Origin of the sequence: Streptomyces sp. NPDC026659 (assembly GCF_040638245.1) — a bacterium.
Taxonomy (GTDB): Bacteria; Actinomycetota; Actinomycetes; order Streptomycetales; family Streptomycetaceae; genus Streptomyces.
In genome coordinates, this window is sequence record NZ_JBEZXY010000003.1 from 442609 (window position 1) to 466536 (window position 23928).

Genomic DNA, 23928 nt, shown 5'->3' on the forward strand with positions numbered 1-23928 from the left:
CTGGGGCGGGACCCGCGAGCAGACCCCGCCCCTGCCCCTCGGCGGACCTCCTTCCACGCGCTCCGTCAGACCGCCAACTGCTTGAGGCGGGCAACCGCTTCTTCCAGCACACCCGTCCGCTTGCAGAACGCGAAGCGGACGAATGGCGCGCCCGCCTCGCGGTCGTCGTAGAAGACGGCGTTGGGGATGGCGACGACGCCCGCGCGTTCCGGGAGGGCGCGGCAGAAGGCGAAGCCGTCCTTCTCGCCGAGGGGGCGGATGTCGGCGGTGACGAAGTAGGTGCCGGCGGGACGGAAGACGTCGAAGCCCGCCTCGGCCAGGCCCGTCGCGAGGAGGTCGCGGCGGGCGCTCATGTCGCGGCGGAAGTCGTCGTAGTACGACTCGGGCAGCGCCAGCGCCTCGGCCACCGCGTACTGGAACGGGCCCGCCGAGACGAAGGTGAGGTACTGCTTCGCGGAGCGCACCGCGCTCACCAGCCCCGGCGCGGCGGTCACCCAGCCGACCTTCCAGCCGGTGAAGGAGAACGTCTTGCCGGCCGAGCCGATGGTCACCGTGCGCTCGCGCATCCCGGGGAACGTGGCCAGCGGGACGTGCTCGGCGTCGTCGAAGACCAGGTGCTCGTAGACCTCGTCCGTGACGACCAACAGGTCGCGCTCCACGGCCAGTTCGGCGATCGCGGCCAGTTCGGCGCGGGTGAGGACGGTGCCGGTGGGGTTGTGCGGGGTGTTGATCAGCAGCAGACGGGTGCGGTCGGTGACGGCGGCGCGCAGCTCGTCGAGGTCGAGCGTGAAGCGGCCCGCGTCGGGCCGCAGCGTGACGGGCACCCGCCGCCCGCCCGCCATGGCGATGCTCGCGGCGTACGAGTCGTAGTACGGCTCCAGGGCCACGACCTCGTCGCCCGGCTCAAGGAGCGCCAGCAGCGTCGCGGCGATGGCCTCCGTGGCGCCCGCCGTGACCAGTACCTCGGTGTCGGGGTCGTACGTCAGCCCGTACCGGCGCCGCTGGTGCGCGGCGATGGCGTTCCGCAGCTCGGGTACGCCGGGCCCCGGCGGGTACTGGTTCCCCCGTCCGTCCCGCAACGCCCGCACCGCCGCCTCCCTGATCTCCTCGGGCCCGTCGGTGTCGGGAAACCCCTGCCCGAGATTGATCGATCCGGTCGCCACGGCGAGGGCGGACATCTCGGCGAAGATCGTCGTCCCGAACTCGGCGAGGCGGCGGTTGAGGTACGGGCGTGCGGTGGAGGTCATGCGGTCATCCTGCCCGGGAACTCAAGTCCGGCTCAAGTTCCCCGGATTTTCTTGACGATCACTCGGGCGTCCCGTGCTGGTTATGGCCGTTCCGCTGGCGTCCTGGCGCGAAGAAAAGGGGATTCACTGTGAATGCCGCATTACCCATTCGTGATCCGGGAGCGACCGTGTGAAGTCTTTCCTGCGAGGCGTCACGCTTCCCGTGTCGGTGGGCGGAGTGTCGTCCGTGACCGCGATGTGGAGTTGCGCGGGACCGGCCGGGTTCAGCATTGTCTCGGCCGGAAAGATCCTCGCGGCGTCCGGATGCGGTGACGGCGGTGGGGTGTTCACCGCCCGGATTCCGCGCGTCCCTTCGCGTGCATCGGCGTGGAAATTCTCGGCACCGGATGCGGTGATCTGGCGGGTCGCTGTCGTGTTGCCGGCCGAGGGTTAGCTCGGGCGGGGGTGCTGCGGGCGGCGGTCGTGTGCGCGTCCCCGTGTGCCGGCCGGGCGCCGGGTGCGGCGACTGCTGCGGAGGCGGCCACCCGGAGTTTTTATGGCGACAAAATGGGCGGTCGGCTCAAGTTTTCCTCAGAGAAAAGAGAACGCGGTTGTCGTGATTTTGCGAGCTCCTTACCGTGTGGCGCACTGGTTCTTGTGGCTCGACGAGTTGGGGGCAGGAATGAAGAAATCCTCGGTGATCAAGGCAGCGATCACGTCGGCGTTCGCCGCAGTGCTGGCGTTCAGTGTGGTCACACCGGCGCAGGCCACGACCACCAAATGGTGCACCCTCATGCAGGGGACCGCGGGTTACGGGTGTTTCTACTCGGACGGCGACAAGTTCGCGGTCCAGGACTACATCGCCGACGGCAAGCGCGTGATTCTCTGGTGGACCCTCATCAACGGCCCGCAGAAGGGCAGGTCGGGGTCCTGCACCGACGCCAATGGCGCCGCCAACGGATTCACCTGGTGCGACTACGACTTCCCTGAGGGCAGCAACTACGCGGTGACGTTCGCGACGACAGCCCGCGACGGAGCGAACGGAGAGGACGAGCACCCGAACTATCCCCTGGTCATCGGGTACGTCTCCGGACACGCCTGACGAACGCCGAGGGGTCGGGAATCGATCGGCCCCGACGACCAAGCCCGGTGCCCGCGGCCTTCTCCGCGGGCACCGGGCTTGACCGTTTCGGGTCAGGTCAGAGGCCGTTTACCGGGGCCAATCCTCAGAAGTTGCTCAACTCTGCTTTGGCCGTACGGCGGGCCGGGCATCCCCCGGTCACCGCGTCGCACGGCGCGGTGACGAGGCGCCCACGGGGGGCCGCTTCGGGGGAACGGAAAGGGGATGACGCCATGGTTGTCGGCATTGTCCTGGTGGTGGCGCTGCTGATCGTCGTGGCGGCGGCGTCGAAGTCGCCGGCGCGGCGGCGCGCGCGGGGGAACGTCTCGCTCGGCAAGCGGCGCGGAGGTGTGGGGTCGCGGTCGTCGTACCGCTCCTCGTCGTCCTCGTCGTCCTCGTCGGACGCCGGGACGAGCTGGTGGGTGGCCGGAAACGACTCCGGCTCGTCGGGTGGCGGTGGCCACCACGGGGGCGGTCACCACGGCGGCGGTCACTCCTGCGGCGGCGGCCACTCGTCGTGCGGCGGGGGTTCGTCGTGCGGGGGCGGCTCGTCCTGCGGCGGTGGGGGCGGTTGCGGGGGCGGCAGCTGAGGGTGGCTGGACGGGGAGCGGCGTAGCCGGGGGCGGGGCGTCGTAGCGACAGTGGGCGAATCGGGGTGCGGCGCGAGCCCCGCGGCACCGGCCGTGACGCCCCACCCCGGCCCACCGTCACCACGCTCCACTCCAGTCCCGCCAACACCCCTCCCCAGGCTCCCGGTCGGCCCCCGGATGGCGTCGTTGAACAGTTGAGCTGTGGGGCCCTCTGAGGGATGGAAACCCTACGAAGTTGGGTAAAAACGCTGTGGCACGGCCACAGTTCATGATTCCCTCTAAATCACCACCGCAGCCCTCGGGCGTCCCAAGGACACCCCCCTCCAGCCGGGCCGAGCGGGCCGACCGCCCCGGTGTCCGCCGAGGTGCGCCGGACTGCCCTCTCCCTCATGCGTGTTAGCGGAGCCGATCCATGCTCACGACCCTGAACACCTCCTACACAGATACGCGCGCTGCCGACCTCGCCTGGGCCCTCGGACGCGAACCGCTCCCGGCCCTGGCCACCCTCGACCTCGAACTGAGCGGGGCGAGACTTCAGTTGAGGCTCCTCGGCGCCTCCCACCAGGTCCTCCTCGAAGAAGAGAACGGCAGTTGCTCGGAGACCGTGGCGTGCATGCCCGGCTCCAGCACGCCCCTCCCGCTCGGCGTCGCCAAGCGGATCGGTGACTGGGAGTACGAGTTCGCGGCGCGCGTGGAGATGCTGACGCCGGGCCAGTTTGCGGGCCGCGCCCAGGAGTTGCTGGCCCTGGTCTCCGACCACCCGCACGGACTGGCCGGTGTCTTCCCCGGCAGCCCGCACGCCTTCACCGCGCTGCTCGCCCAGCGGCAGGGCGGTCAGGTGCACTGGCGCACCTGGCATGCCTACCCGCAGGACGGCCAGTTGGTGGCGACCAGGACCCGCGTCGGCGTACGCGTGCCCGCCGGGCAGCCCGGCTGACCCCGGCCTCAAGTCAACCAACTCTGGCCGCCGTAAACCGATCGCGCTGCCAGACGCCCGAGTTCCACACGTGTGGGTGACGAAGCGTGCGTACGCCGTGACGTAACGTCGCAACGTGATCGAACCCCACGCCCCCGTGTCCCCGGGTGCCCCGCCCTGGGCCGAGCCCGCGTGGCTGCCCGTGCGGCCCGGCACCGGGCGGTTCCTGGTCCTCGCGTGCGTCTTCGTCTGCGCGGCCTGCGGACTGGTGTACGAGCTGGAACTCGTCGCGTTCGCCTCGTACTTGATGGGTGACTCGGTCACCCAGGCGTCCGTCGTGCTGTCCGTGATGGTGTTCGCGATGGGCATCGGCTCGCTCGCCGCCAAACGTCTGCGCTGGCACGCGGCCGTCGGCTTCGGCGCGATCGAGACCGCGCTCGCGCTGGTCGGCGGCTGCAGCGCCATGGCGCTGTACGCGGTCTTCGCGTGGACCGGCGGCTGGGGCGGCGTGTGGGCGGACGGACCGCGCTGTCTGCTGGTCGCGTTCTCGCTGGCCATCGGACTGCTGGTCGGCGCCGAAGTGCCGTTGCTGATGGAGCTGATCCAGCGCATCCGGCGCCAGGACGCGGGCGGCGCGGTGGCCGACCTCTTCGCGGCGGACTACGTCGGCGCGCTGGTCGGCGGCCTCGCCTTCCCCTTCCTCCTGCTGCCGTTCCTGGGCCAGTTGACCGGCGCGCTGCTCACCGGCTCGGTGAACGTGGTCGCGGGCAGCGCCCTGGTGCTCGGCCTCTTCCGCCGCGATCTGAGCCGTCGCGCGCGGTGGGTGCTGCTCGTCGTGGGGCTCGTGGTGCTCGGCGTCCTCGCCTCGGCCGCCGCGCTCGCGGGCGACTTCGAACGGGCCGCGCGGCAGGCGGTGTACGGCGGTGGCGTACGGGTCGCGCTCCAGACCGACGTCCAGGAGGTCGTCCTCGCCGGGGGCACCGACGGCAAGCCGCTCGACCTCTTCCTCGACGGACGGCTCAGGGTCGGCGGCCGGGACGAGCGGCAGTACCACGAGGCGCTGGTCCACCCCGCGATGTCCGGCCCGCACGCGCGCGTGCTGATCCTCGGCGGCGGGGACGGACTGGCCGCGCGCGAGGTGCTGCGGTACGGCGGAGTACGGCGCGTCGACGTGGTCGAGCTGGACGCCGGGCTGCTCCGGCTCGCCCGCAGCGACCCCGGCCTCGCCGCGCTCAACGCGCACGCCCTCGCCGACCCGCGCGTCCACGTCACCACGGCGGACGCGCTCGGCCGGCTGCGCCTCGCCCCCGCCGGACGGTACGACGTGGTGATCGCGGACCTCCCCGACCCCGGCATCACCGCCAGCACCAAGCTCTACTCCCAGGAGTTCTACGGTCTCGCCCGCCGCGCCCTCGCCTCCGGCGGCCGCCTGGTGGTCCACGCGGGCCCGGTCACCACCCGCCCCCGCGTCTTCTGGACGGTGGCGACGACCCTGCGCGCGGCGGGCTTCTCGGCCTCCCCCTACCGCGTCCTCGGCCACGACTCCGGCTTCCCGGCGGGCCCCGACCGCTCGGCCGCCCGCGCCGGCACCCCGCCCGACTGGGGCTACCTCCTGGCCACCCCGGGCCCCTCCCCGCCCCGCCTCCGCCTCACGGGCCCCCGCCCCCGCACCCTGACCCCGGCCGAGCTGACGGCCGACGCCCGGGCGGCCCGCCGTACGCGGATGACGGGACTGGTGGCGTCGACCCTGGCGCACCCGAGGTACTGAGGGCTCCCACCGGGCCGGCCGCATTCCAGGGTGAAAATCCGCGCCCACTCGGTAGGCTCGGGCGACATGGAGCACCAGGTCTTCGTCCCGGTTCCGGCCGACCGGCTCAGGGAGGCCCTGGCGGACCCCGTAAGGGTCGCCCGGGCGGTACCCGGGCTTCAGCAGGACGCCACCGCCGACCCGCTGACCGGCAGGCTGAAGCTGCGCGTGGGCGGGTACTCGGTGACGTACCGGGGTACGGCCGGGGTCACGCGCCACGAGGACGGCAGCTACACGATCAAGGGCGAGGCGACCGAGTCCCGGGGCACGGGCAGCGCGGAGTTCACCGTGACCGTACGGCTCGCGGAGGCCGCGGACGGTACGACGGCCGACCTGACCGCGACGGCGACGACCACGACGGGCGCCCGTACGGCCGAACTCCCCGCGGACCAGCTGACCTCGGCGGCGGCCCGCCTGCTGACCCGTTTCCTGGAGGGCCTGGCCGAGGAGCCGCGGGAGTCGAGCGCGCCCCCGCCCCCGGAGGCGCCGGAGCAGCCGGAGGAGTCCGGCCCCGAGGAAGCGGCCGCCGACGCCCACACCTCCGTCTTCGACACCGAGGTCCCCCCGTCCTCCCTCACCCCCGACCCCGAGGACACCCCTACGGGTTTCACCGCCCCCGCCGAGCCCCCCGCCGGGCCCGCCGAACCCCCCGCCGGGCCTCCGGCGGAAGCCGCGCACGCGCGCCGCACGATGATCGGCCGCAGCGCCGAAGAGGTGGACCACGCCCCGCCGCGCGGCCGCTACGCCCCCGTCCCCGCCCCCCAGACGGTCGCCGCCGGCTCGACGCTCCGCTGGGCGGCTCCCGCCGCCGCCTTCGCGCTCGCCTCCGCGATCGTCGTCACCCGGGCCCTGCGCAAGCGCCGCTGAGACGCGAACGCCGTTGGGACGACGGCCCGTAGACCACGGGCCCGTACACCACGGGCCCGCCGCCCGTACGCGAGTAGGGTCGTCCCGTGAGTGACGAAGACATTGTGTTGGCCGCGGGTGACGCGGAGGTCGTGGTCCGGCCCGGGAAGGGCGGACGGGTCGCCGGGCTGAAGGTCGGCGGCACGGAGCTGCTGCGGCAGGGCGAGCGGTTCGGGTGCTTCCCGATGGTCCCCTGGTGCGGCCGGATCAGGGACGGCCGGTTCCTGGACGGCGGTGTCGTACGGCAGATGCCGCTCAACTCCCCGCCGCACGCGATCCACGGCACCACCCGCGACGGCGCCTGGCGCACCGCCCGCGTCTCGGCGGACGAGGCCGTCCTGACGTACGAGCTGACCGACCCCTGGCCGCACCACGGCAGGGTCACCCAGATCGTGAGCCTCGGCGAGGACAGCCTGACGCTGACCATGGCGGTGGAGACGTACGAGGACTCGTTCCCGGCGCAGATCGGCTGGCACCCCTGGTTCAACCGGACCCTGGGCGGCGAGGGCGTACGGATCGACTTCACCCCGTCCTGGCAGGAGGAGCGCGGCGAGGACCACCTGCCGACCGGCAACCGGATCGATCCCCGGCCGGGCCCCTGGGACGACTGCTTCGGGATGCCCGAGGGCGTGGACGTCACCCTGACCTGGCCCGGACAGCTGGAGCTGAGGCTGACCAGCCGCGAGCAGTGGGCCGTCGTCTACGACGAGCAGGACGCCGCCGTGTGCGTCGAGCCGCAGACCGGGCCGCCCAACGGACTCAACACCGCGCCCCGCCTGGTGACCCCGCTGGACCCGCTGGAGACGTCCACGACCTGGAGCTGGCGCCGCCTCTGAGCCGTCCGCCGTCACGCCGGAGCCGCCTCTAAGCTGGCCGTATGACGACCGACGCACGTGGCGAACTGCTGGAACAGATCAAGGACAAGGCCGTGGTGCACGGCAAGGTGACCCTCTCCTCGGGTCTGGAGGCCGACTACTACGTCGACCTGCGCCGCATCACCCTCGACGGCGAGGCCGCCCCGCTGGTCGGCCAGGTGCTGCTCGACCTCACCGCCGACCTCGACTTCGACGCGGTGGGCGGTCTGACCATGGGCGCCGACCCGGTGGCCGCGGCCATGCTGCACGCCGCCGCCGCGCGCGGGAAGAAGCTGGACGCCTTCGTGGTGCGCAAGGCCGCGAAGGCGCACGGTCTCCAGCGCCGTGTGGAGGGCCCGGACATCGCGGGCCGGCGCGTGCTGGTGGTCGAGGACACCTCCACCACCGGCGGTTCGCCGCTGACCGCCGTCGAGGCGGTGCGCGAGGCCGGTGCGGAGGTCGTCGCGGTGGCGACGATCGTGGACCGCGCGACGGGTGCGGCGGAGAAGATCGAGGCCGGAGCGGGCGTTCCGTACCGGTTCGCCTTCTCGAAGGATGAACTGGGTCTGGACTGACGGCCCGCCACGGCGTGGAATTTCCTGGCCATGACCGCCAGGCCGCCCGCCGGGCCGGGTCTGGAAAGATGGGCACGACGCTGACGTCGTCGCCCCCTGGGTCCAAGTTCAGGGCCGCCACGCAGAACGCCAACCCGCAACACGAGGAGCGGACAGATGCCCATCGCAACCCCCGAGGTCTACAACGAGATGCTCGACCGGGCGAAGGCAGGCAAGTTCGCCTACCCGGCCATCAACGTCACGTCGAGCCAGACCCTGAACGCGGCGCTGCGCGGCTTCGCCGAGGCGGAGAGCGACGGCATCGTCCAGATCTCGACCGGTGGCGCGGAGTTCCTCGGCGGCCAGTACAGCAAGGACATGGTGACCGGCGCGGTCGCGCTCGCCGAGTACGCGCACATCATCGCGGAGAAGTACCCGGTCAACATCGCCCTGCACACCGACCACTGCCCCAAGGACAAGCTGGACGGCTATGTGCGTCCGCTGCTCGCGCTGTCCGAGGAGCGCGTGAAGGCGGGCCGCCACCCGCTGTTCCAGTCGCACATGTGGGACGGCTCCGCCGAGACCCTCGCGGACAACCTGGAGATCGCCCAGGAGCTGCTTGAGCAGGCCCGCCGCGCCAACATCATCCTCGAGGTGGAGATCACCCCCACCGGTGGCGAGGAGGACGGTGTCACGCACGAGATCAACGACTCCCTGTACACCACGGTGGACGACGCGATCCGCACGGTCGAGGCCCTGGGCCTGGGCGAGAAGGGCCGCTACCTGCTCGCCGCCTCCTTCGGCAACGTCCACGGCGTCTACAAGCCGGGCAACGTCGTGCTCCGCCCCGAGCTGTTGAAGGAGCTGAACGACGGCGTGGCCGCCAAGTTCGGCAAGCAGTCCCCGTTCGACTTCGTCTTCCACGGTGGCTCCGGCTCCTCGGAGGAGGAGATCCTGACCGCGCTGGAGAACGGCGTCGTGAAGATGAACATCGACACGGACACGCAGTACGCGTTCACCCGTCCGGTCGCGGGACACATGTTCTCGAACTACGACGGCGTCCTGAAGATCGACGGCGAGGTCGGCGACAAGAAGGCCTACGACCCGCGCACCTGGGGCAAGCTGGCCGAGGCGTCGATGGCCGCGCGTGTCGTGGTGGCGGCGAACAACCTGCGGTCGGCGGGCAACAAGATGAAGTAGGTCCTTGGGGAGTCCGCAGCGACCCCTCAGGGATACCCGTAGTGGACCCGGTGCCTGTTCAGGCACCGGGTCCACTACGTATGTCCGGGGTATATCTGGGTCATGCCCGATGTCCGGCTGGCCTCGTCCAAGGGCAGATGGATCCTGTTCACCACCGTGCTCGGCTCCAGCATGGCCCTGCTGGACTCGACCGTCGTCAATGTCGCGCTGCCCCGCATCGGCCGTGACCTGGACGCGAGCCTCTCCGCGCTCCAGTGGACGGTCAACGCGTACATGCTCACCCTGGCGGGGCTTATCCTGCTCGGCGGCTCGCTGGGCGACCGTTACGGCCGTCGCAAGGTCTTCATGATCGGCGTGGTGTGGTTCGCGGCGGCCTCGCTGCTGTGCGGGCTCGCGCCGAACCCGGCCGTGCTGATCGGTGCCCGCGCCCTCCAGGGCATCGGCGGCGCGCTGCTGACCCCGGGCTCGCTCGCGCTGATCCAGGCGTCCTTCCACCCCGACGACCGCAGCCGCGCGGTCGGCCTGTGGTCCGGGTTCGGCGGTGTGGGCGCGGCGGTGGGGCCGTTTCTCGGCGGCTGGCTGGTGGACGGTCCCGGCTGGCGCTGGGTGTTCCTGCTGAACGTCCCGCTCGCGCTGGTGTGTGTCCCCGTGGCGCTGCGGCACGTGCCCGAGTCGGACGCGGAGTCCTCCGGCGAGGGCGCGCCCCCGGGCCGGTTCGACGTGCTCGGCGCGGTCCTCGGCGCGCTGGCGCTCGCCCTGCTGACGTACGCCCTGATCGAGGCGCGCTCGGCGTCCGTGGGCGTGGTGGTGAGCGCGGTCGCGGGCGTGGCGTCGGCGGTGGCGTTCGTGTACGTCGAGAAGCACCGGGCCGCTCCGATGCTGCCGCTGGACATCTTCTCCTCGCGGCAGTTCACGGCGGTCAACATCGTCACGCTGTGCGTGTACGCGGCGTTCGGCGGCTTCTTCTTCCTCACTGCGCTCCAGCTCCAGGTGGTGGCGGGGTACTCGCCCCTTCAGGCGGGTACGGCCCTGCTGCCGACGACCGTCCTGATGCTGCTGTTCTCGTCCCGCTCGGGCGCGCTGGCCGACCGGATCGGGCCCCGGCTGCCGCTGACGGTGGGTCCGCTGCTGTGCGCGGTGGCGATGCTGATGATGGTGCGGGTGGGGCCGGACGCGGACTACCCGACCGACGTGCTGCCCGCGCTGCTGGTGATGGGCACCGGCATGGTCACCCTGGTGGCCCCGCTGACCGCGACCGTCCTCGCCTCGGTGGACACCGCCCGCGCGGGCGTGGCCAGCGGCATCAACAACGCGGCGGCGCGCGCGGCGGGCCTGATCGCGGTAGCCGCGCTCCCTCTCCTGACCGGCATGGGCCCGGACGCCTACCGCTCCGCGGCCGCCTTCAACCGCTCCTTCGACCGCGCGATGCCGATCTGCGCTGGGGTGCTGGTCCTGGGGTCGGTCCTGGCCTTCACGCTGGTGCGCCGCCGTCCGACCCCGGAGTGCGCGCACCCGGAGTGCCGGACGCACGGAAGCCTCACGGCTCCGCCGCTGGAGCGGGGGGTGAAGTGAGGGGCTCGAAGCCGGGGTTTGGAGCCGTGGTTTGGAGCCGAGGTTTGGAGCCGGGGTTTTGGAGCCGAGGTTTTGGAGCCGGTGTCTTGGGGTCAGGCGCGGCGTGCGGGTCCGCTGGTGAGGGGAAGGACGATGTCGTCCACGATCTCCTCGATCACGTCGTCCGGCACGGGCTGGAGGGTGGTCAGGACCTCGTGGCGGAAGAGGTCGAAGGGCAGGGCGGTGATGCGCGCGGTGACCTTCTCGGCGGGGACCTCGCCCCGGTCGACGGCCCGCTGGAGGATGGTCTCGGCGGTCGAGCGGTCGTTGCCGAGGACGCGTCTGCGCAGCTCGGCGGGGCTTGTGCCGGTCTCCTCGAAGTAGGTGCCGAGGACCGCGGTGAGCGCCGCGAGCAGGTCGACGCGGGTCTCGTTGGCGCGCCGCATCATGGCGATGAGGTCGCCGCGCAGAGAGCCGGTGTCGGGGGCCTCGGTCGTCCGGGTCGTGGCGGCGTGGGTGACGGCCGCGGTGACCAGCTCGTGCTTGTTGGCCCAGCGGCGGTAGAGCACGGGGGTGCTGGTCCCGGCGCGCTGGGCGACGGACTCCACCGTGAATCCCGCGTACCCGCGCTCGGCCAGCTCCGCCCACGCGGCGTCGAGCAGCGCGTTCTCCAGCTGCGGGCCTCTTCGTCGTTGCATGGTTCCCCCTTAAGACGTACTTGCACATCTTACCGGCCAGCCCTACAGTCGAATGAGAAGCACCAGTGCATCTTAAATCCGATGGGAAGGGTGAGCCGGTGACCGACGACAACGCGTCCGCCGTGACGGTCCTGATCGAGATCCACGCCAAGGACGGCGCGGAACAGGAGGCCCGCGACGCCCTGGTCCACGCGATAGAGACCTCGGTGAAGCCCGGCTTCCTCGGCTCCCGCGTCTACGCCGACCTCACCGACCCCGGCGCCTTCTACTCGGTCCAGCAGTGGGAGAGCGCCCGCGCCTTCCACGCCCACATGGCGGAGGCCCGCGAGGGCATGGCCGAGGCGACGAGCATGCTGAGCCGACCGCCGAGGACGACGGTGCTGAGCCACATAGCCTGACCGGCGGCCCGGCACCGGGGGCGGGATCGGTCGCCGTCCCCCGGATACCTGGCCGGTGTCGCACCGGTCCGGCTAGCGCATCAGCTCCTCGTACGCCTCCTCGCTGCTGTCCCGCAGGAACTGGCGGCAGCGCTCGGCCTCGTCCTTCTCGCCGATGGAGTCGGCGGCGCGGGTGAGGGCGGCGAGGCAGCGCAGGAAGCCGCGGTTGGGGCGGTGGCTCCAGGGGATGGGGCCGTGGCCCTTCCAGCCCGCGCGGCGCAGCTGGTCGAGGCCGCGGTGGTACCCCGTCCGGGCGTAGGCGTACGACTCGACCACGCGCCCCGCCTCGAAGGCGTCGTCGGCGAGCATCGCCCAGGCCAGGGAGAAGGTCGGGTACTTGGCCACGACCTCGGCCGGGGCGAGCGAGTCCTCGGCCAGCAGCCGGTAGGCGTCCTCGTTCTCCGGGAGGAGGGTCGGCTCCGGGCCGCCGAGCAGGTTCTTGTGCGTCGTCATGGATGCAGTCTGCCACTGGGGGAGCGGCGCCCACGGTCTCCCTCCGGGGTCACGCCGTCCGCTCGTAGACCGTCACCCGCCGGCCCCGCACCCATTCGTCCGCGACCGCCGTGAAGTACTTCCCCAGCACGTCCCGCTTCACCCTGTCCCGCCGTCCCGACACCGGCCGTGCGACCTTCGGCGCGTCCGTGACCAGCAGAATCCGCCGCTCACGCAGCATCGCGGCCCGTATCCGCCCGGGCTCCGCCTCCACGCCCTTCAACGTGCCGGACTCCACCGGCCCCTCCGTGAGCGCGATGTCCCGCAGCCCCGCGAAGGCACCGGGAGAGACCAGCGCCGTGTCGCGGCGGGCGGCCGGCACGAACAGCACCGCGTTCCCGTCCCGCTTCAACCGCTCGACCCGCCCAGCCACCGCGAACACGTCGTCCACCCGGCTCGCCGGGGACCGCTTGGCGAGGGAGTACGGCAGCAGAGCCGCCACCGCGACGGCCAGGACGACGGGGAGCACGAACGGCGCGCCCCGGGGAAACCGTGGCCGCACCGCCCGCACAGCCGCGCCCAGCCCGGCCCCGGCCAGCAGCGCGAGCCCGAGCTGGCTGAACAGCACGTACCGGTCCAGGAACAGGGGTTTGACCAGGGAGAGGAGCACGAGACCGAGGTGCGGGACGGCGAGGAGCGGGAGTCCGACGACGCCGAGGGAGAGACGGGCGGGGCGGGGGCCGGCGCCTGCCCGGTTCCCGCGAGCCCGGTCCGCCAGGGCCCCCAGGCATCCCACTCCCACCAGCACCGCCGGGCCGATCAGCATGTGCCACGTCAGGGGCGGTATCCACGAGATCTGGGCCGACTGCCGGTGGCTGAAGAGGACCAGGGGAGCGGTACCGGCCACGGCGACGGCGGAAGCCACCGACCAGCGGGCCCATGTGCCGCGCCCCGCCCGGGACAGGGCGAGGGTGAGGGCGTGGGCGGGGAGAGTGAGGAGGGAGAGCCAGTTGAGGAGGCCGCAGAGGAGGATCGTGCCGCCGTAGGCCGTCCAGCGTGCCGTACGGGCGCGGTCGGTCAGCTGGGTCACCAGGAGCAGGGTGGAGATGCCCGCACCGGCGGCGACCAGTGCGTAGGGGCGTCCCTCCTGGAGATAGGACTGCACCGCGGGGAGCAGCCCCAGAGCCAGCCCCGCGCCGAGTCCGGCCCACCGGCCGGCGAGCCGTGCGCCGATGGCCGTCACGCAGGCCGCCGCCACCGCCATCGCCAGGACGGAGGGCAGCCGCAGGGTGGCGGTGCCGGGGCCGAAGCACGTGAAGAGGGCGTGCATCAGGAGGTAGTAGAGGCCGTGGACGGCGTCGACCTGGCCGAGCATGTGCCAGATGTCGGAGGTGTCGCGCAGGGCCACCTGCCAGGTCGCGGCCTCGTCGCGCCACAGGCTGTGCCGCCGGGGCAGTCCCCACAGGCCGAGCGCGGTCGTCCACAGCATGGGGACGAGCCAGAGCGGCACCCGGCGCGGGAACGCGGACGCGGACGTGGGCGCGGGCGCGGTGGTGGTGCCGGGGCGGCGCGTGCCGAGGGAGGTCATCGGCCGGTGCGGGGGACGGAGCGGCCCGGTTCCGGCGTACCGCCGCGCTGCCTCGGTGTCCTGCCTGGTCCCGCCGTACCGCCCGGTTCTGCCGTCCGTGTGCGCGCGTGCAGCATCGCGTTCCCCCGCGTTCCCCGTAGCCGGTCGTTGGCCGTGATCCCCGCCGCGACGATAGGCGATCACGTTCGGCGAGGGAATGAGGTTTCGAGGACGTACGAGGCTCCTGGGACGGCAGGTGGAGCAGACAGCCCTTGCCGTATCCGGGGGGATTGCGCAGGATTCGAGCTGGGGACCGGGGCCCCCGTGCCGGCATCGGCAGGGGCGGACCGCTACCCGTAGTTCGACAGGAGACAGCGATGTCCCAGCAGGCTCACCTCCCTTCCGAGGCCGCTGAGCCCGAGACTCCGCATCTCGATTTCGCGGGCACGACGCCGTACGAGGACTACGTACGGGCCGATGTGCTCACCCACCTCCAGCACACCCTCTCCGACGACCCCGGGGAGATGGTCTTCCTGGTGACGACCCAGGTGATGGAGCTGTGGTTCACGGTGATCACGCACGAGTGGGAGACCGCCGCCAAGGCGCTCCGCTCGGACGACGTGCCGACGGCGACGGCCGCGCTGAAGCGTTCCGTGCGCGAGCTGGAGGCGCTGAACGCGTCCTGGCGCCCGCTGGCGCAGCTGACCCCGGCCCAGTTCAACTCATACCGCTCGGCGCTCGGCGAGGGCTCCGGGTTCCAGTCGGCGATGTACCGCCGGATGGAGTTCCTGCTCGGGGAGAAGTCGGCCTCGATGCTCGTCCCGCACCGGGGCAGCCCCCGCGTGCACGCGGAGCTGGAGAAGGCGCTGCACGAGCCGAGCCTGTACGACGAGGCGGTGCGGTTCCTCGCGCGCCGGGGACATGAGATCCCCGTCCCGGTGCTGAACCGGGACGTGTCGAAGCGGTACGAGCCCGCGCCGGAGGTGGAGACCGCCTGGGCGGCGGTGTACTCCGGTGACCCGGACGCCGACACCGCCCGCCTCGGCGAGGCGCTGACGAACGTGGCCGAGCTGGTGTGGCGCTGGCGCAACGACCACCTGGTGGCCACCCGTCGCGCGATGGGCGCGAAGACCGGCACCGGCGGTTCGGCCGGGGTGGCGTGGCTGGAGAAGCGGGCCCGGAACACCGTGTTCCCCGAGCTGTGGACGGCGAGGTCGTATGTCTGAGTCGAACGAACTGACGCTGGTGGCGGAGAAGTTGGATGCCGCCGACGAACTGGCCGCGCTGCGCGACAAGTTCACCCTGGACGACGTGGTCTATCTGGACGGCAACTCGCTGGGCGCCCTGCCCGCGCACGTTCCCGACCGGATGCGGGACGTGCTGTGCCGCCAGTGGGGCGAGCTGCGCATCCGCTCCTGGGAGGAGTCCGGCTGGTGGACCGCGCCGGAGCGGATCGGTGACCGCATCGCCCCGCTGATCGGCGCGGGACCGGGGCAGGTCGTGGTGGGTGACTCCACAAGTGTCAACGTGTTCAAGGCACTTGTGGCCGCCGTCCGGATGGCCGGGGAGGACCGGGACGAGATCCTGGTCGACGCGACGACCTTCCCCACCGACGGCTACATCGCGGAGTCGGCGGCCCGCATGACCGGCCGCACGCTCCGCGCGCTGACCCCGGCGGAGATCCCGGCCGCGCTCGGCCCGCGTACGGCGGCGGTCCTGCTCAACCACGTCGACTACCGCACCGGCCGCCTCCACGACCTCCCCGCGCTGACGGCGGCGGTCCACGAGGCCGGTGCTCTGGTCGTCTGGGACCTGTGCCACAGCGCGGGCGCGCTGCCGGTCGGTCTGGACGCGCACGGGGTGGACCTGGCGGTCGGCTGTACCTACAAGTACCTGAACGGCGGACCGGGTTCACCGGCGTACCTCTACGTCCGCCGCGACCTCCAGCCCCGCTTCGACTCCCCGCTGCCGGGCTGGAACTCGCACGCGGAGCCGTTCGGGATGAGCACGGAGTACCGGGCGGCACCGGGTGCCCCGCGCGGCCGGGTCGGTACGCCGGACATCCTGTCGATGCTGGCGCTCGACGCGGCCCTTGACGTGTGGGACGGGGTCCAGGTGGAGGCGGTGCGGGCCAAGTCGCTCGCGCTGACGGACTTCTTCCTGCGCTGCGTGACGGAGTACACGGAGCCGGGGCGTCTGGAGTGCGTCACACCGCTGCGGCACGAGGAGCGGGGCAGCCAGATCGCCCTGCGCTGTTCCGACGCCGCCGAGGTCATGCCCCGGCTGATCGAGCGGGGTGTGGTGGGCGACTTCCGCCATCCCGACGTCCTCCGCTTCGGCTTCACTCCGCTGTACGTGGGCTTCGCGGACGCGGAGCGGGCGGCGCGGGTGCTGGCGGGGGCGCTGACGTAGGCGGGGGGCGCTGACGTAGGCAGGTGCGTCCGGGGGCCGCTCGCGGGGCGGCCCCCGGGCCACGCGGAGGTACAAAAACGGCAGGTGCTCCCATTAGGTGACCCTGCGTGACATCCGCATGTCGGGGCATGTGTCCGGCCTGGTACCGTCCGGCCAACGGCGGGGTGGTCGCAGCCGATCCCCGAATTCCGTTCCTTCGCTGAGAGGTTGGACATGCCGGACGACGACGCCGCAGCAGCCCGCGCCGCCGCCGAGGAGGAGTCGGCGTTCGCGCACGATCCGGTCGAGCCGGACGCCACGGCCGCGTACGGGGACCACCCGGACCAGGTGATCGACTTCTACGCGCCCCGGACGGAGGCGGCGGAGCCCCTGTCGGCCCCCCTGGTCGTCGTGTTCCACGGCGGTGCCTGGCGCGCCCGCTACGACCGCCGTCACATCACCCCGTTCGCCGACTACCTGGCCCGGCGCGGCTTCGTGGTGGCCAACGTGGAGTACCGGCGCGGGAGTTCGGCGGACACCGGTCACGAGGCCGGCCGCTGGCCGGAGACCTTCGACGACGTGGCCGCCGCCCTCGACGCCCTCCCCGCGCTGGCCCGTGAGGCGCTGCCGCAGGCGGACACCCGCCGCATGGTCCTGACCGGTCACTCGGCGGGCGGCCACCTGGCCCTGTGGGCGGCGGCGCGCCATGTCCTGCCCGCGGGTTCCCCCTGGCGTACGGACCACCCCGCACCCCTGCGCGGAGTGGTCGCCCTCGCCCCGATCGCCGACTTCGCCCTGGCGGCGAAGCTGGAGGTCTGCGAGAACGCGGTGGTCCAACTCCTGGGCGGACCCGATCTGTTCACCGAGCGCAGTCCCCACGTCGACCCCTCGCTGCTCCTCCCCACCGGCATCGCCACCACCCTGGTCCAGGGCCGCGGCGACGTGGACGTGCCCGAGCCGGTCTCCGAGGCATACGCCGAGGCCGCGGCCAAGGCGGGCGAGGTCGTCGGCCTCACGCTCCTGGAGGACGTCGGCCACTTCCCCCTGATCGACCCGGCGGCGGACGCGTGCGCGGTCGTGGCGGAGGAGATCGCCCAACTGGCCTGGTAGAGAGCCGAGTCGGCGCTCAGGCGGCCGAACCGGGCGCGGCCGAACCGGGCGCGGCCCGGGCCTTTTTCCGCATGACGACCACGATCACCGTGCCGATGGCCGCGAACACGCTCCCGATCCCGCTGAAGATCACCGGTAGCAGCCACAGCGAGAGGAACCCGTTGATCCGCGCGTCCTCGGGGGAGTCCGCGCGGTAGAGCACCTCGACGCGCTCCCCCACCTCGTACGCGGGCGGATTGGACCCCGAGCTGTCGCGGAACGTGTGCTTCTCCCCGTCCTTCGCCGTGAACGCGATCACCGGATACGCCGAGGGCCCACTGCTCTGCCTGTTCCGCGACGACCCGCTGTAGTGACTGTGCGAGCTGCGCCACTCCAGGTCCACCACCGTGCCCGGAGCCCGCTCTGCACTCGACAGGTACGAGGCCGAATCCACCGCCACCGCCACTCCGATGCCGACGAACAGCGTCCCGAACGCGATGAACGCCCACGCTATTCGCCGGAGGATCTTCGCGTCACGCACCTGCTTGTTCACGACACTCCTCTCGTCGGCGGCCCCCGTTGGACCGCCCGGAGTGATTAGACCGTGTCCCCGGGGAAGAGGCGGCGTCGGCCGGTGCCCGGCACGTGCTCCTGCCGGGGCGGCCCGCTATTCCTTGACGGGGTCGGCGCCCGGCCGCTTGACGATCCGGTCGCCGACGGCGACCTCCTTCCAGAGCCGGCGACCGACCCTGACCTTCGTGGACTCGCCGCCGGAGAGGCGGAGTTCGACGAAGTGGTACATGTTCGAGCCGTCGAGCATGCCTCGTGACTTGTCGGTGACGACCCCTTCCCAGGAGTCGTCCTGTCCTGCTTTTCGGGATGTGGACATACGGCGAGCCTACGAAGACGGGCGGCCGCCGGGGCAGTGTCCGGGGGCACCTCCCGGAGATGACACCTGTCATCCAGGAAGCGGACGAAACCGCCGGACGGCAGGGCGCCCCCCTGGTCACACCCCCGCACCCCGGTTAGCGTCCCCCCATGTCAGCGACCTTCGACCCCGCCTCCCCGGACTTCCTCGCCGATCCCTACCCCGCCTACGCCGAACTCCGGGCGCGGGGGCGGGTGATCAGGTACGAGCCCTCGGACCAGTGGCTGGTGCCGCACCACGCCGACGTGTCCGCGTTGCTGCGGGACCGGCGGCTGGGGCGGACGTATCAACACCGGTATGCGCACGAGGAGTTCGGGAGGACTCCGCCGCCGCCCGAGCACGAGCCGTTCCACACGCTCAACGATCACGGGATGTTGGACCTGGAACCCCCGGACCACACCCGCATCCGGCGCCTGGTGTCGAAGGCGTTCACACCGCGGACGGTGGAGCGGTTGCGGGGGTATGTGGAGGTGCTGGCCGACAGGCTCGTCGCGCGGCTGGTCGCGGAGGGCGGCGGGGATCTGGTCGCGGCGGTGGCGGAGCCCCTGCCCGTGGCGGTGATCGCGGAGATGCTCGGCATTCCGGAGGGGGACCGGGGGCCGCTCAGACCGTGGTCGGCGGACATCTGCGGGATGTACGAGCTGAACCCGGCGCCGGAGGTGGCCACGCGGGCGGTGCGGGCGTCCGAGGAGTTCTCGGCGTATCTGCGCGAGCTGATCGCGGCCCGCCGCGCCGACCCCCGCGACGACCTGATCTCCGCGCTGATCGCCGCCCACGACGAGGAAGACCGCCTCACCGAGCAGGAGCTGGTCTCCACCGCCGTACTCCTGCTCAACGCGGGCCACGAGGCCACCGTCAACGCCACCGCCAACGGCTGGCTCGCCCTCTTCCGCCACCCCGACCGGCTCGCCGCCCTCCGCGCCGACCACTCCCTGATCCCGTCCGCCGTGGAGGAGTTGCTCCGCTACGACACCCCGCTCCAGCTCTTCGAGCGCTGGGTCCTGGACGACATCGAGATCGACGGCACCCGTATCCCGCGCGGCTCCGAACTCGCCCTCCTCTTCGGCTCCGCCAACCACGACCCGGCCGTCTTCGAGCACCCCGACCGCCTGGATCTCACCCGCCGCGACAACCCCCACATCTCCTTCAGCGCGGGCATCCACTACTGCATCGGCGCGCCCCTGGCCCGCCTCGAACTGGCGGCCTCGATGCGCGCCCTCCTCACCCGGGCCCCCGCCCTCACCCTGGCGGCGGAGCCCGAACGCAAACCGGGATTCGTGCTGCGCGGCCTGAACGAACTGGTGGTGTCCGCCGTCTGAGGAACGCATCGACCGGAACGGCTGAGGGGTGTGGCGGATGAGTCGGTACCGAAGGGACAGAGCACTGGGGGCGCTGCTGGCGGCGGCCGCCGTCGCGCTGTGCGCCTCCTGCACGGGGGCGTCCGCCGAGGTGGACGGGGGTGCGGCGGCGTCCTGCGCGTATCGCGTCGAGTACGACAAGCGGCAGTACGCGGATGTCGCCCACGCCCGGTTCGAGGTCGGGGAGAGGCTGGGGCCCGCCGTCGTCCCGCCGTGCGACGACACCCCGAACGCCGGGGACGGGCCGGAGTCGCCGGAGCCGAGGGTCGCGTACGCGGTGAAGGGGATCGACCCCCGGGTCGCCATCGCGATCGACGACGCGCCGGAGGGCGTGCTCTTCGTCGCCGTCGATACGAAGGGCGCCCTTCCGGCGGAGGTCCGGAAGCTGATCCGGCACGACTGAGGCCGGGGCCGGATACGGGCTCGTAGTACGGGTGCGTAGTACCTGAGGCGGACCCCCGGAAACCCCTCTGCGAGGGGACGACCGCGGGGTCGGCCGCGGCCTACCGTCTCCCACGTGACCGAGACGACGACGCACCCCCAGACACCGCCCCCGCGCGGCGAGGACAGGCCGCGCAGCCCCGAGTTCCGGCTTGCCGCGGACGCCCTGCGCGGGCTGCGGCAGGACCTGTTCAGCGACGCCTTCGCCTACCGCCCGCTGCCTCCCGCGGGCGTCGATGGTCTGCCGGCACGTGTGCTGCCCGAACGGCTTAAGGAGTACGGGGTGTGGGCCCCGCACATAGCCGTCGCGGCCCTCGGCGGCCTCGCGGCGCTGGTGTCACTGTCCAGCACCTATGACGGCCCGATCGCCCTGCTGTGCGCGCTGCTGGCCCTCGCGCCGGTCCTGCTCACTCTGGCGCGTCCGGTGGCCGCCTTCTGGCTGTCGTTCCTGGCGACGACGATGACCGCGGTGGTCGCGGGCGGGTACTGGGGCTCCTGGCCGTGGACGCCGGGCAGTTTCCTGTCCCACCTGACCGTGCTCACGGTGGTCGCGATCCGCACCCGGCCGCGCACCGCCGCGTGGATGTGGGCGCTCACCGCGATGTACGGCTGCCTCGCGGAGACCGGCTTCGCCTGGCACGAGTCCACCGACGTCGCCCCGATGCTGTTCCTGTCCGCGCTGCTCCTGCTGGCCGTCACGGTCCGGCACACCCGCCGCCAGGCCCGGCGGGAGGTGACCGCCCAGCGGACGGCGACCGCGCACGAACGCTCGCGGCGCACCCTGCTGGAGGAGCGCTCGACCATCGCCCGCGAGCTGCACGATGTGGTGGCCCACCACATGTCGGTGGTCGCCATTCAGGCGGAGGCCGCGCCGTACCGGGTGCAGAACCCGCCGCCGGAGCTGGAGAAGGCGTTCGCCACCATCCGGGAGAACGCGGTGGCGGCCCTGACCGAGCTGCGCCGGGTGCTCGGCGTGGTCCGCGCGGAGGACTACGAGGCGCCGGACGCCCCGCAGCCCACCCTCGCCGACCTCGACACCCTGCTCGCCAATGTGCGGGACACGGGCCTGGAGGTCGGTAGGACGACGACCGGCGCGGTACGCGAACTGCCCCAGGGCGTCGAGCTGTCGGCGTACCGGATCGTGCAGGAGGCGCTCAGCAACACCCTGCGGCATGCGCCGGGGGCGACCGCGCGGGTCGAGATCGCGTACGTACTCGGCGGGTTGGGTGTCCGCGTGGTCAACGGCCCGCCGCCCGCCCCGAGTCTGATCAAGCCCTCGCCGGGCGCCGGCCATGGCATCACGGGCATGCGCGAGCGGGTGACCATGCTGAACGGCGAGATGACCGACGGCCCGACGGACGAGGGCGGTTACGAGGTGACGGTGTTCCTGCCGGTGCCGACCCCGGGCGCCGGGTCCGGCCTGTTCGAGGGCCGGGCATGACGATCCGGGTGGTGATCGCGGACGACCAGATGATGGTGCGCGAGGGCTTCTCCGTCCTGCTGAACGCGATGCCGGACATCGAGGTCGTCGGCGAGGCGGTGAACGGACGCGAGGCGGTGACGCGGGTACGTGAACTCGCCCCGGACGTCGTGCTGATGGACATCCGCATGCCCGAACTGAACGGCATCGAGGCGACCCGGGAGATCGTCGCGGCGGACGCGGCGGCGAAGGTGCTCGTGCTGACCACGTTCGACCTGGACGAGTACGTGTACCAGGCCCTCCGCGCGGGCGCCTCCGGCTTCCTCCTCAAGGAGGCCTCCGCCCGCCAACTCGCCGACGCGGTAGCGGTGGTGGCGTCCGGCGAGGCCCTGCTGGCCCCCTCCGTCACCCGCCGCCTGATCCACGAGTTCTCCCGCCTCTCCGACACCCCCCGCCTCATGCCCTCCGCCCACGCGGCCTACGGCGAACTCACCGAACGCGAGACCGAGGTGCTGGTCCTCATCGCCCAGGGCCTCTCCAACTCGGAGATCGCCGCGCGGCTCGTCGTCGCGGAGTCCACGGTGAAGACCCATGTGAGCCGGATACTGGTGAAACTGGGCCTCAGGGACCGTACCCAGGCGGCGGTGTTCGCGTACGAGGCGCGGTTGGTCACGCCGGGGTGAGGCGGGGTCGCCAACGGCGGAGAGGACCAAGGATGGACATCGAGATCACCCCCCATGCCGGTGCGGGCGCCTTCCGGCTGGGGATGTCGGTCGCGGAAGCGCGTGAAGCGGCGATTGCCCGGGGGCTCTTCCGGATCGTCGCGAGCGACCCGGAGCCGGGACAGGTCCAGTGCTCGCACGACGAGTCCGGGCTGGGTGTCGTTCTCGGGTTCACCAAGGGTGAGTTGAGCGGTGTGGCGCTGTACCGGTTCTTGCGGGAGGACGCGGGTGTACGGGTGCTTCTCGACGGACTCGATGTCTTCCGCATCCCGAGCGAGGACCTCTTGGAACGGCTCGCGGAGCGGGGGCACGCCGTTGAGGAGAACGACCTCGGCTTCGACGCGCTGCCGGAGTTGAAGGTGATCTTCTCGAACGTGAGCAGCTACGAGTATCCGGTGGATGAGGACGGCGACCCGGTCTACTTCGACTATGTGCTGGTGACTTCCGAGGCCGCGGCCGGCCGATAGCCTGCGGGGACCAACCACCGTCCCGTCCCCGAGCAGAGTGCGAGTGTGTGTGCCGTGGTCCGAGACCTGTACAACGTCCAGATACGGCCCGCCGAGGATGCCGTCACCCCGCTGACCGATGAAGAGGAACTCCGTTACCGGAACGTCCTGTTCAGCGAACTCGGCCACCAGATCTCCGAACAGGGCTGGGCCCGCTACCCCGCCCACACCCCGGAGGACCGCCGCCGACTGATCGCGGTCGCCCAGCGGCTCACCGCCCACTGGGGGCAGGAGGTCCTCTTCGAGGCGGAGGACACGACCCGGTTCCGGCTCTACCTGCGGGGGGTGGCGGGATGAGCCAGGACTTCATCCTGGGCGACGAGACCCTGTGGAACCCGTCCAACGGGGCGGCCCGCCTCTTCCGGCGACAAGTGGAATTGTTCGAGGTCGAGTTGGGGCTGCCGTCAGGTATCGGCCCCATGGAATGCGACGAGGCCCGAATCGATCCCGCCCTCTTCGGCGCCTTCGTCCACGCCCTCCTCGCCCGCCACCGCCGCACCAGCCACACCATCATCCTGACCCTCTCCGAAGGCTTCACCGCGACGGTGCTGGCCCTGGCGGAGCGCGCCGGAATCGAGCTGGACTGGGCGGAGTTGGCGGCGATGCCTCGGGGTGCGCGGAGTGACGTGCAGATCTCCGCGGGTACGGGGATGCCGACGCCGGCGGAGCCGGATGCCTGGGCGGCGGCGTTGCGTGAGAAGGCGGCGTACGTGAGCCGGCACATGGCCCGCTGACCGTCCGCGCCTCCGGCCTCCGGCCGGGCCGGTTCCGGCGGCTGCCAGGTGGTCTACAGCTCCACCAGCCGAGGCCGCGCACCCGCCCGCCCAAACGCCAACACCTGGGCGAGCACCTCCCGCATCCGCTCGATGTCCTCGTCCGAGGCGTCGAGTTCGACCTCGATCTCAGGGTCGTCCAGTTCCAGATCGTCCAGCGAGGCCGGGTCCAGCGACACCGTGAGCAGCCTGCCCGACAGGGTGACCTCGCGGACGCAGCCGTAGGCCGTTCCCTGGTCCGGGGTCACAAGGCAGTGGCTGTCGAGACCGAGTGAGACGTTCTGGCGGGACGGTTCGCTCAGGTTGCTCATGAACAGCAGGAAGAAGCCGTCGCCGTCCTCGTCTTCGGCGACACCCGCCCGTATCAGGTCGTTGCCGGGATCGATCTCTGCCACGACGGCATGGGCGATGAATCTGCGAGTCATGGCACGGTTCTAGCAGG

The 23928-nt window shown here is 71.9% G+C and carries 27 protein-coding genes; 20 read left to right on the plus strand and 7 right to left on the minus strand.

The window, feature by feature from the left end; translation table 11 throughout:
- Positions 1-65 precede the first annotated feature (65 nt).
- Positions 66-1247: a pyridoxal phosphate-dependent aminotransferase gene (locus AB0E91_RS10930; protein WP_361778415.1), complete on the minus strand. Its 1182-nt coding sequence runs from the start codon at positions 1245-1247 to the stop codon at positions 66-68.
- Between the two features lie 535 nt (positions 1248-1782).
- On the opposite strand from AB0E91_RS10930, the gene AB0E91_RS10935 reads away from it, so the two are divergent.
- The 9 genes from AB0E91_RS10935 to AB0E91_RS10975 all read left to right on the plus strand — a co-directional run bounded on the left by AB0E91_RS10935 (position 1783) and on the right by AB0E91_RS10975 (position 10745).
- Positions 1783-2328 carry a hypothetical protein gene (locus tag AB0E91_RS10935; protein WP_361778418.1) on the plus strand — a complete coding sequence of 182 codons (546 nt, stop codon included), beginning with the start codon at positions 1783-1785 and terminating at the stop codon, positions 2326-2328.
- 251 nt (positions 2329-2579) lie between these two features.
- Positions 2580-2936, plus strand: coding sequence for a hypothetical protein (locus AB0E91_RS10940; protein ID WP_361778421.1), 357 nt, complete (start codon positions 2580-2582; stop codon positions 2934-2936).
- Between the two features lie 412 nt (positions 2937-3348).
- Entirely contained in the window at positions 3349-3873 is a 525-nt protein-coding gene (locus AB0E91_RS10945; protein ID WP_356100402.1) for a DUF2617 family protein, read from the plus strand.
- 115 nt (positions 3874-3988) lie between these two features.
- Positions 3989-5620 carry a polyamine aminopropyltransferase gene (locus AB0E91_RS10950; protein WP_361778425.1) on the plus strand — a complete coding sequence of 544 codons (1632 nt, stop codon included), beginning with the start codon at positions 3989-3991 and terminating at the stop codon, positions 5618-5620.
- 66 nt (positions 5621-5686) lie between these two features.
- Complete coding sequence (locus tag AB0E91_RS10955; RefSeq protein WP_361778428.1) at positions 5687-6526, plus strand: SRPBCC domain-containing protein; 840 nt, start codon at positions 5687-5689, stop codon at positions 6524-6526.
- 86 nt (positions 6527-6612) lie between these two features.
- A complete protein-coding gene (locus AB0E91_RS10960) occupies positions 6613-7401 on the plus strand; it encodes an aldose 1-epimerase (protein ID WP_361778431.1) in 789 nt (262 codons plus the stop codon).
- Positions 7402-7442: 41 nt separating this feature from the next.
- Positions 7443-7994 carry an orotate phosphoribosyltransferase gene (gene pyrE / locus AB0E91_RS10965; RefSeq protein WP_361778434.1) on the plus strand — a complete coding sequence of 184 codons (552 nt, stop codon included), beginning with the start codon at positions 7443-7445 and terminating at the stop codon, positions 7992-7994.
- A gap of 156 nt (positions 7995-8150) precedes the next feature.
- Complete coding sequence (fbaA, locus tag AB0E91_RS10970) at positions 8151-9173, plus strand: class II fructose-bisphosphate aldolase (RefSeq protein WP_361778436.1); 1023 nt, start codon at positions 8151-8153, stop codon at positions 9171-9173.
- A 102-nt stretch (positions 9174-9275) separates the two neighbouring features.
- Entirely contained in the window at positions 9276-10745 is a 1470-nt protein-coding gene (locus AB0E91_RS10975; RefSeq protein ID WP_361778439.1) for an MFS transporter, read from the plus strand.
- Between the two features lie 92 nt (positions 10746-10837).
- On the opposite strand, the gene AB0E91_RS10980 is transcribed toward AB0E91_RS10975, so the two are convergent.
- A complete protein-coding gene (locus tag AB0E91_RS10980; protein WP_361778442.1) occupies positions 10838-11422 on the minus strand; it encodes a TetR/AcrR family transcriptional regulator in 585 nt (194 codons plus the stop codon).
- A 98-nt stretch (positions 11423-11520) separates the two neighbouring features.
- Here AB0E91_RS10980 and AB0E91_RS10985 point away from each other — a divergent pair, with 98 nt between their 5' ends.
- Positions 11521-11820 carry an antibiotic biosynthesis monooxygenase gene (locus tag AB0E91_RS10985; RefSeq protein WP_361778445.1) on the plus strand — a complete coding sequence of 100 codons (300 nt, stop codon included), beginning with the start codon at positions 11521-11523 and terminating at the stop codon, positions 11818-11820.
- Between the two features lie 72 nt (positions 11821-11892).
- On the opposite strand, the gene AB0E91_RS10990 is transcribed toward AB0E91_RS10985, so the two are convergent.
- Positions 11893-12312 (minus strand): DUF3151 domain-containing protein, encoded by a 420-nt coding sequence (locus AB0E91_RS10990; protein WP_361778448.1) that lies wholly within the window; start codon positions 12310-12312, stop codon positions 11893-11895.
- 49 nt (positions 12313-12361) lie between these two features.
- Positions 12362-13780, minus strand: coding sequence for a hypothetical protein (locus AB0E91_RS10995; protein WP_361779063.1), 1419 nt, complete (start codon positions 13778-13780; stop codon positions 12362-12364).
- 455 nt (positions 13781-14235) lie between these two features.
- Here AB0E91_RS10995 and AB0E91_RS11000 point away from each other — a divergent pair, with 455 nt between their 5' ends.
- The 3 genes from AB0E91_RS11000 to AB0E91_RS11010 all read left to right on the plus strand — a co-directional run bounded on the left by AB0E91_RS11000 (position 14236) and on the right by AB0E91_RS11010 (position 17359).
- The gene (locus tag AB0E91_RS11000) at positions 14236-15084 is read left to right on the plus strand and encodes a tryptophan 2,3-dioxygenase family protein (RefSeq protein WP_361778451.1); all 849 of its coding nucleotides are present in this window, start codon (positions 14236-14238) and stop codon (positions 15082-15084) included.
- On the plus strand, positions 15077-16270 hold the full coding sequence (gene kynU, locus AB0E91_RS11005; RefSeq protein WP_361778454.1) for a kynureninase: 1194 nt from the start codon (positions 15077-15079) through the stop codon (positions 16268-16270). The genes AB0E91_RS11000 and kynU overlap by 8 nt, the downstream gene beginning before the upstream one ends.
- Positions 16271-16483: 213 nt before the next feature.
- Positions 16484-17359 (plus strand): alpha/beta hydrolase, encoded by an 876-nt coding sequence (locus AB0E91_RS11010; RefSeq protein WP_361778457.1) that lies wholly within the window; start codon positions 16484-16486, stop codon positions 17357-17359.
- Between the two features lie 16 nt (positions 17360-17375).
- Here the strand turns inward: AB0E91_RS11010 and AB0E91_RS11015 are convergent, their stop codons facing one another.
- Together AB0E91_RS11015 and AB0E91_RS11020 are read right to left on the minus strand one after the other, a co-directional pair.
- Entirely contained in the window at positions 17376-17891 is a 516-nt protein-coding gene (locus AB0E91_RS11015) for a DUF3592 domain-containing protein (protein WP_361778460.1), read from the minus strand.
- A gap of 114 nt (positions 17892-18005) precedes the next feature.
- Positions 18006-18227 carry a hypothetical protein gene (locus AB0E91_RS11020; protein ID WP_361778463.1) on the minus strand — a complete coding sequence of 74 codons (222 nt, stop codon included), beginning with the start codon at positions 18225-18227 and terminating at the stop codon, positions 18006-18008.
- A gap of 149 nt (positions 18228-18376) precedes the next feature.
- On the opposite strand from AB0E91_RS11020, the gene AB0E91_RS11025 reads away from it, so the two are divergent.
- From AB0E91_RS11025 to AB0E91_RS11055, 7 genes are all read left to right on the plus strand, one after another.
- Positions 18377-19585 (plus strand): cytochrome P450, encoded by a 1209-nt coding sequence (locus tag AB0E91_RS11025; RefSeq protein WP_361778466.1) that lies wholly within the window; start codon positions 18377-18379, stop codon positions 19583-19585.
- Positions 19586-19622: 37 nt separating this feature from the next.
- Complete coding sequence (locus AB0E91_RS11030; RefSeq protein WP_361778469.1) at positions 19623-20027, plus strand: DUF6281 family protein; 405 nt, start codon at positions 19623-19625, stop codon at positions 20025-20027.
- Between the two features lie 114 nt (positions 20028-20141).
- Positions 20142-21506, plus strand: coding sequence for a histidine kinase (locus AB0E91_RS11035; protein WP_361778472.1), 1365 nt, complete (start codon positions 20142-20144; stop codon positions 21504-21506).
- The gene (locus tag AB0E91_RS11040) at positions 21503-22168 is read left to right on the plus strand and encodes a response regulator transcription factor (protein WP_361778475.1); all 666 of its coding nucleotides are present in this window, start codon (positions 21503-21505) and stop codon (positions 22166-22168) included. The genes AB0E91_RS11035 and AB0E91_RS11040 overlap by 4 nt, the downstream gene beginning before the upstream one ends.
- Before the next feature lie 32 nt (positions 22169-22200).
- Positions 22201-22674 (plus strand): hypothetical protein, encoded by a 474-nt coding sequence (locus tag AB0E91_RS11045; protein ID WP_361778478.1) that lies wholly within the window; start codon positions 22201-22203, stop codon positions 22672-22674.
- 54 nt (positions 22675-22728) lie between these two features.
- Positions 22729-23010, plus strand: a complete 282-nt coding sequence (locus AB0E91_RS11050) for a hypothetical protein (protein ID WP_361778481.1) — start codon at positions 22729-22731, stop codon at positions 23008-23010.
- The gene (locus tag AB0E91_RS11055) at positions 23007-23447 is read left to right on the plus strand and encodes a DUF6086 family protein (RefSeq protein ID WP_361778484.1); all 441 of its coding nucleotides are present in this window, start codon (positions 23007-23009) and stop codon (positions 23445-23447) included. The genes AB0E91_RS11050 and AB0E91_RS11055 overlap by 4 nt, the downstream gene beginning before the upstream one ends.
- A 53-nt stretch (positions 23448-23500) precedes the next feature.
- Here AB0E91_RS11055 and AB0E91_RS11060 read toward each other — a convergent pair whose 3' ends face one another.
- Positions 23501-23911, minus strand: a complete 411-nt coding sequence (locus tag AB0E91_RS11060) for an Imm10 family immunity protein (RefSeq protein WP_361778487.1) — start codon at positions 23909-23911, stop codon at positions 23501-23503.
- Positions 23912-23928 lie beyond the last annotated feature (17 nt).

Coding starts and splice junctions, on each gene's coding strand:
- AB0E91_RS10930 (WP_361778415.1), bottom strand. CDS start 1,247: ATGACCTCCACCGCACGCCCGTACCTCAACCGCCGCCTCGCCGAGTTC.
- AB0E91_RS10935 (WP_361778418.1), top strand. CDS start 1,783: ATGGCGACAAAATGGGCGGTCGGCTCAAGTTTTCCTCAGAGAAAAGAG.
- AB0E91_RS10940 (WP_361778421.1), top strand. CDS start 2,580: ATGGTTGTCGGCATTGTCCTGGTGGTGGCGCTGCTGATCGTCGTGGCG.
- AB0E91_RS10945 (WP_356100402.1), top strand. CDS start 3,349: ATGCTCACGACCCTGAACACCTCCTACACAGATACGCGCGCTGCCGAC.
- AB0E91_RS10955 (WP_361778428.1), top strand. CDS start 5,687: ATGGAGCACCAGGTCTTCGTCCCGGTTCCGGCCGACCGGCTCAGGGAG.
- pyrE (WP_361778434.1), top strand. CDS start 7,443: ATGACGACCGACGCACGTGGCGAACTGCTGGAACAGATCAAGGACAAG.
- fbaA (WP_361778436.1), top strand. CDS start 8,151: ATGCCCATCGCAACCCCCGAGGTCTACAACGAGATGCTCGACCGGGCG.
- AB0E91_RS10975 (WP_361778439.1), top strand. CDS start 9,276: ATGCCCGATGTCCGGCTGGCCTCGTCCAAGGGCAGATGGATCCTGTTC.
- AB0E91_RS10980 (WP_361778442.1), bottom strand. CDS start 11,422: ATGCAACGACGAAGAGGCCCGCAGCTGGAGAACGCGCTGCTCGACGCC.
- AB0E91_RS10990 (WP_361778448.1), bottom strand. CDS start 12,312: ATGACGACGCACAAGAACCTGCTCGGCGGCCCGGAGCCGACCCTCCTC.
- AB0E91_RS10995 (WP_361779063.1), bottom strand. CDS start 13,780: ATGCTGTGGACGACCGCGCTCGGCCTGTGGGGACTGCCCCGGCGGCAC.
- AB0E91_RS11000 (WP_361778451.1), top strand. CDS start 14,236: ATGTCCCAGCAGGCTCACCTCCCTTCCGAGGCCGCTGAGCCCGAGACT.
- kynU (WP_361778454.1), top strand. CDS start 15,077: ATGTCTGAGTCGAACGAACTGACGCTGGTGGCGGAGAAGTTGGATGCC.
- AB0E91_RS11010 (WP_361778457.1), top strand. CDS start 16,484: ATGCCGGACGACGACGCCGCAGCAGCCCGCGCCGCCGCCGAGGAGGAG.
- AB0E91_RS11020 (WP_361778463.1), bottom strand. CDS start 18,227: ATGTCCACATCCCGAAAAGCAGGACAGGACGACTCCTGGGAAGGGGTC.
- AB0E91_RS11025 (WP_361778466.1), top strand. CDS start 18,377: ATGTCAGCGACCTTCGACCCCGCCTCCCCGGACTTCCTCGCCGATCCC.
- AB0E91_RS11030 (WP_361778469.1), top strand. CDS start 19,623: ATGAGTCGGTACCGAAGGGACAGAGCACTGGGGGCGCTGCTGGCGGCG.
- AB0E91_RS11040 (WP_361778475.1), top strand. CDS start 21,503: ATGACGATCCGGGTGGTGATCGCGGACGACCAGATGATGGTGCGCGAG.
- AB0E91_RS11045 (WP_361778478.1), top strand. CDS start 22,201: ATGGACATCGAGATCACCCCCCATGCCGGTGCGGGCGCCTTCCGGCTG.
- AB0E91_RS11055 (WP_361778484.1), top strand. CDS start 23,007: ATGAGCCAGGACTTCATCCTGGGCGACGAGACCCTGTGGAACCCGTCC.
- AB0E91_RS11060 (WP_361778487.1), bottom strand. CDS start 23,911: ATGACTCGCAGATTCATCGCCCATGCCGTCGTGGCAGAGATCGATCCC.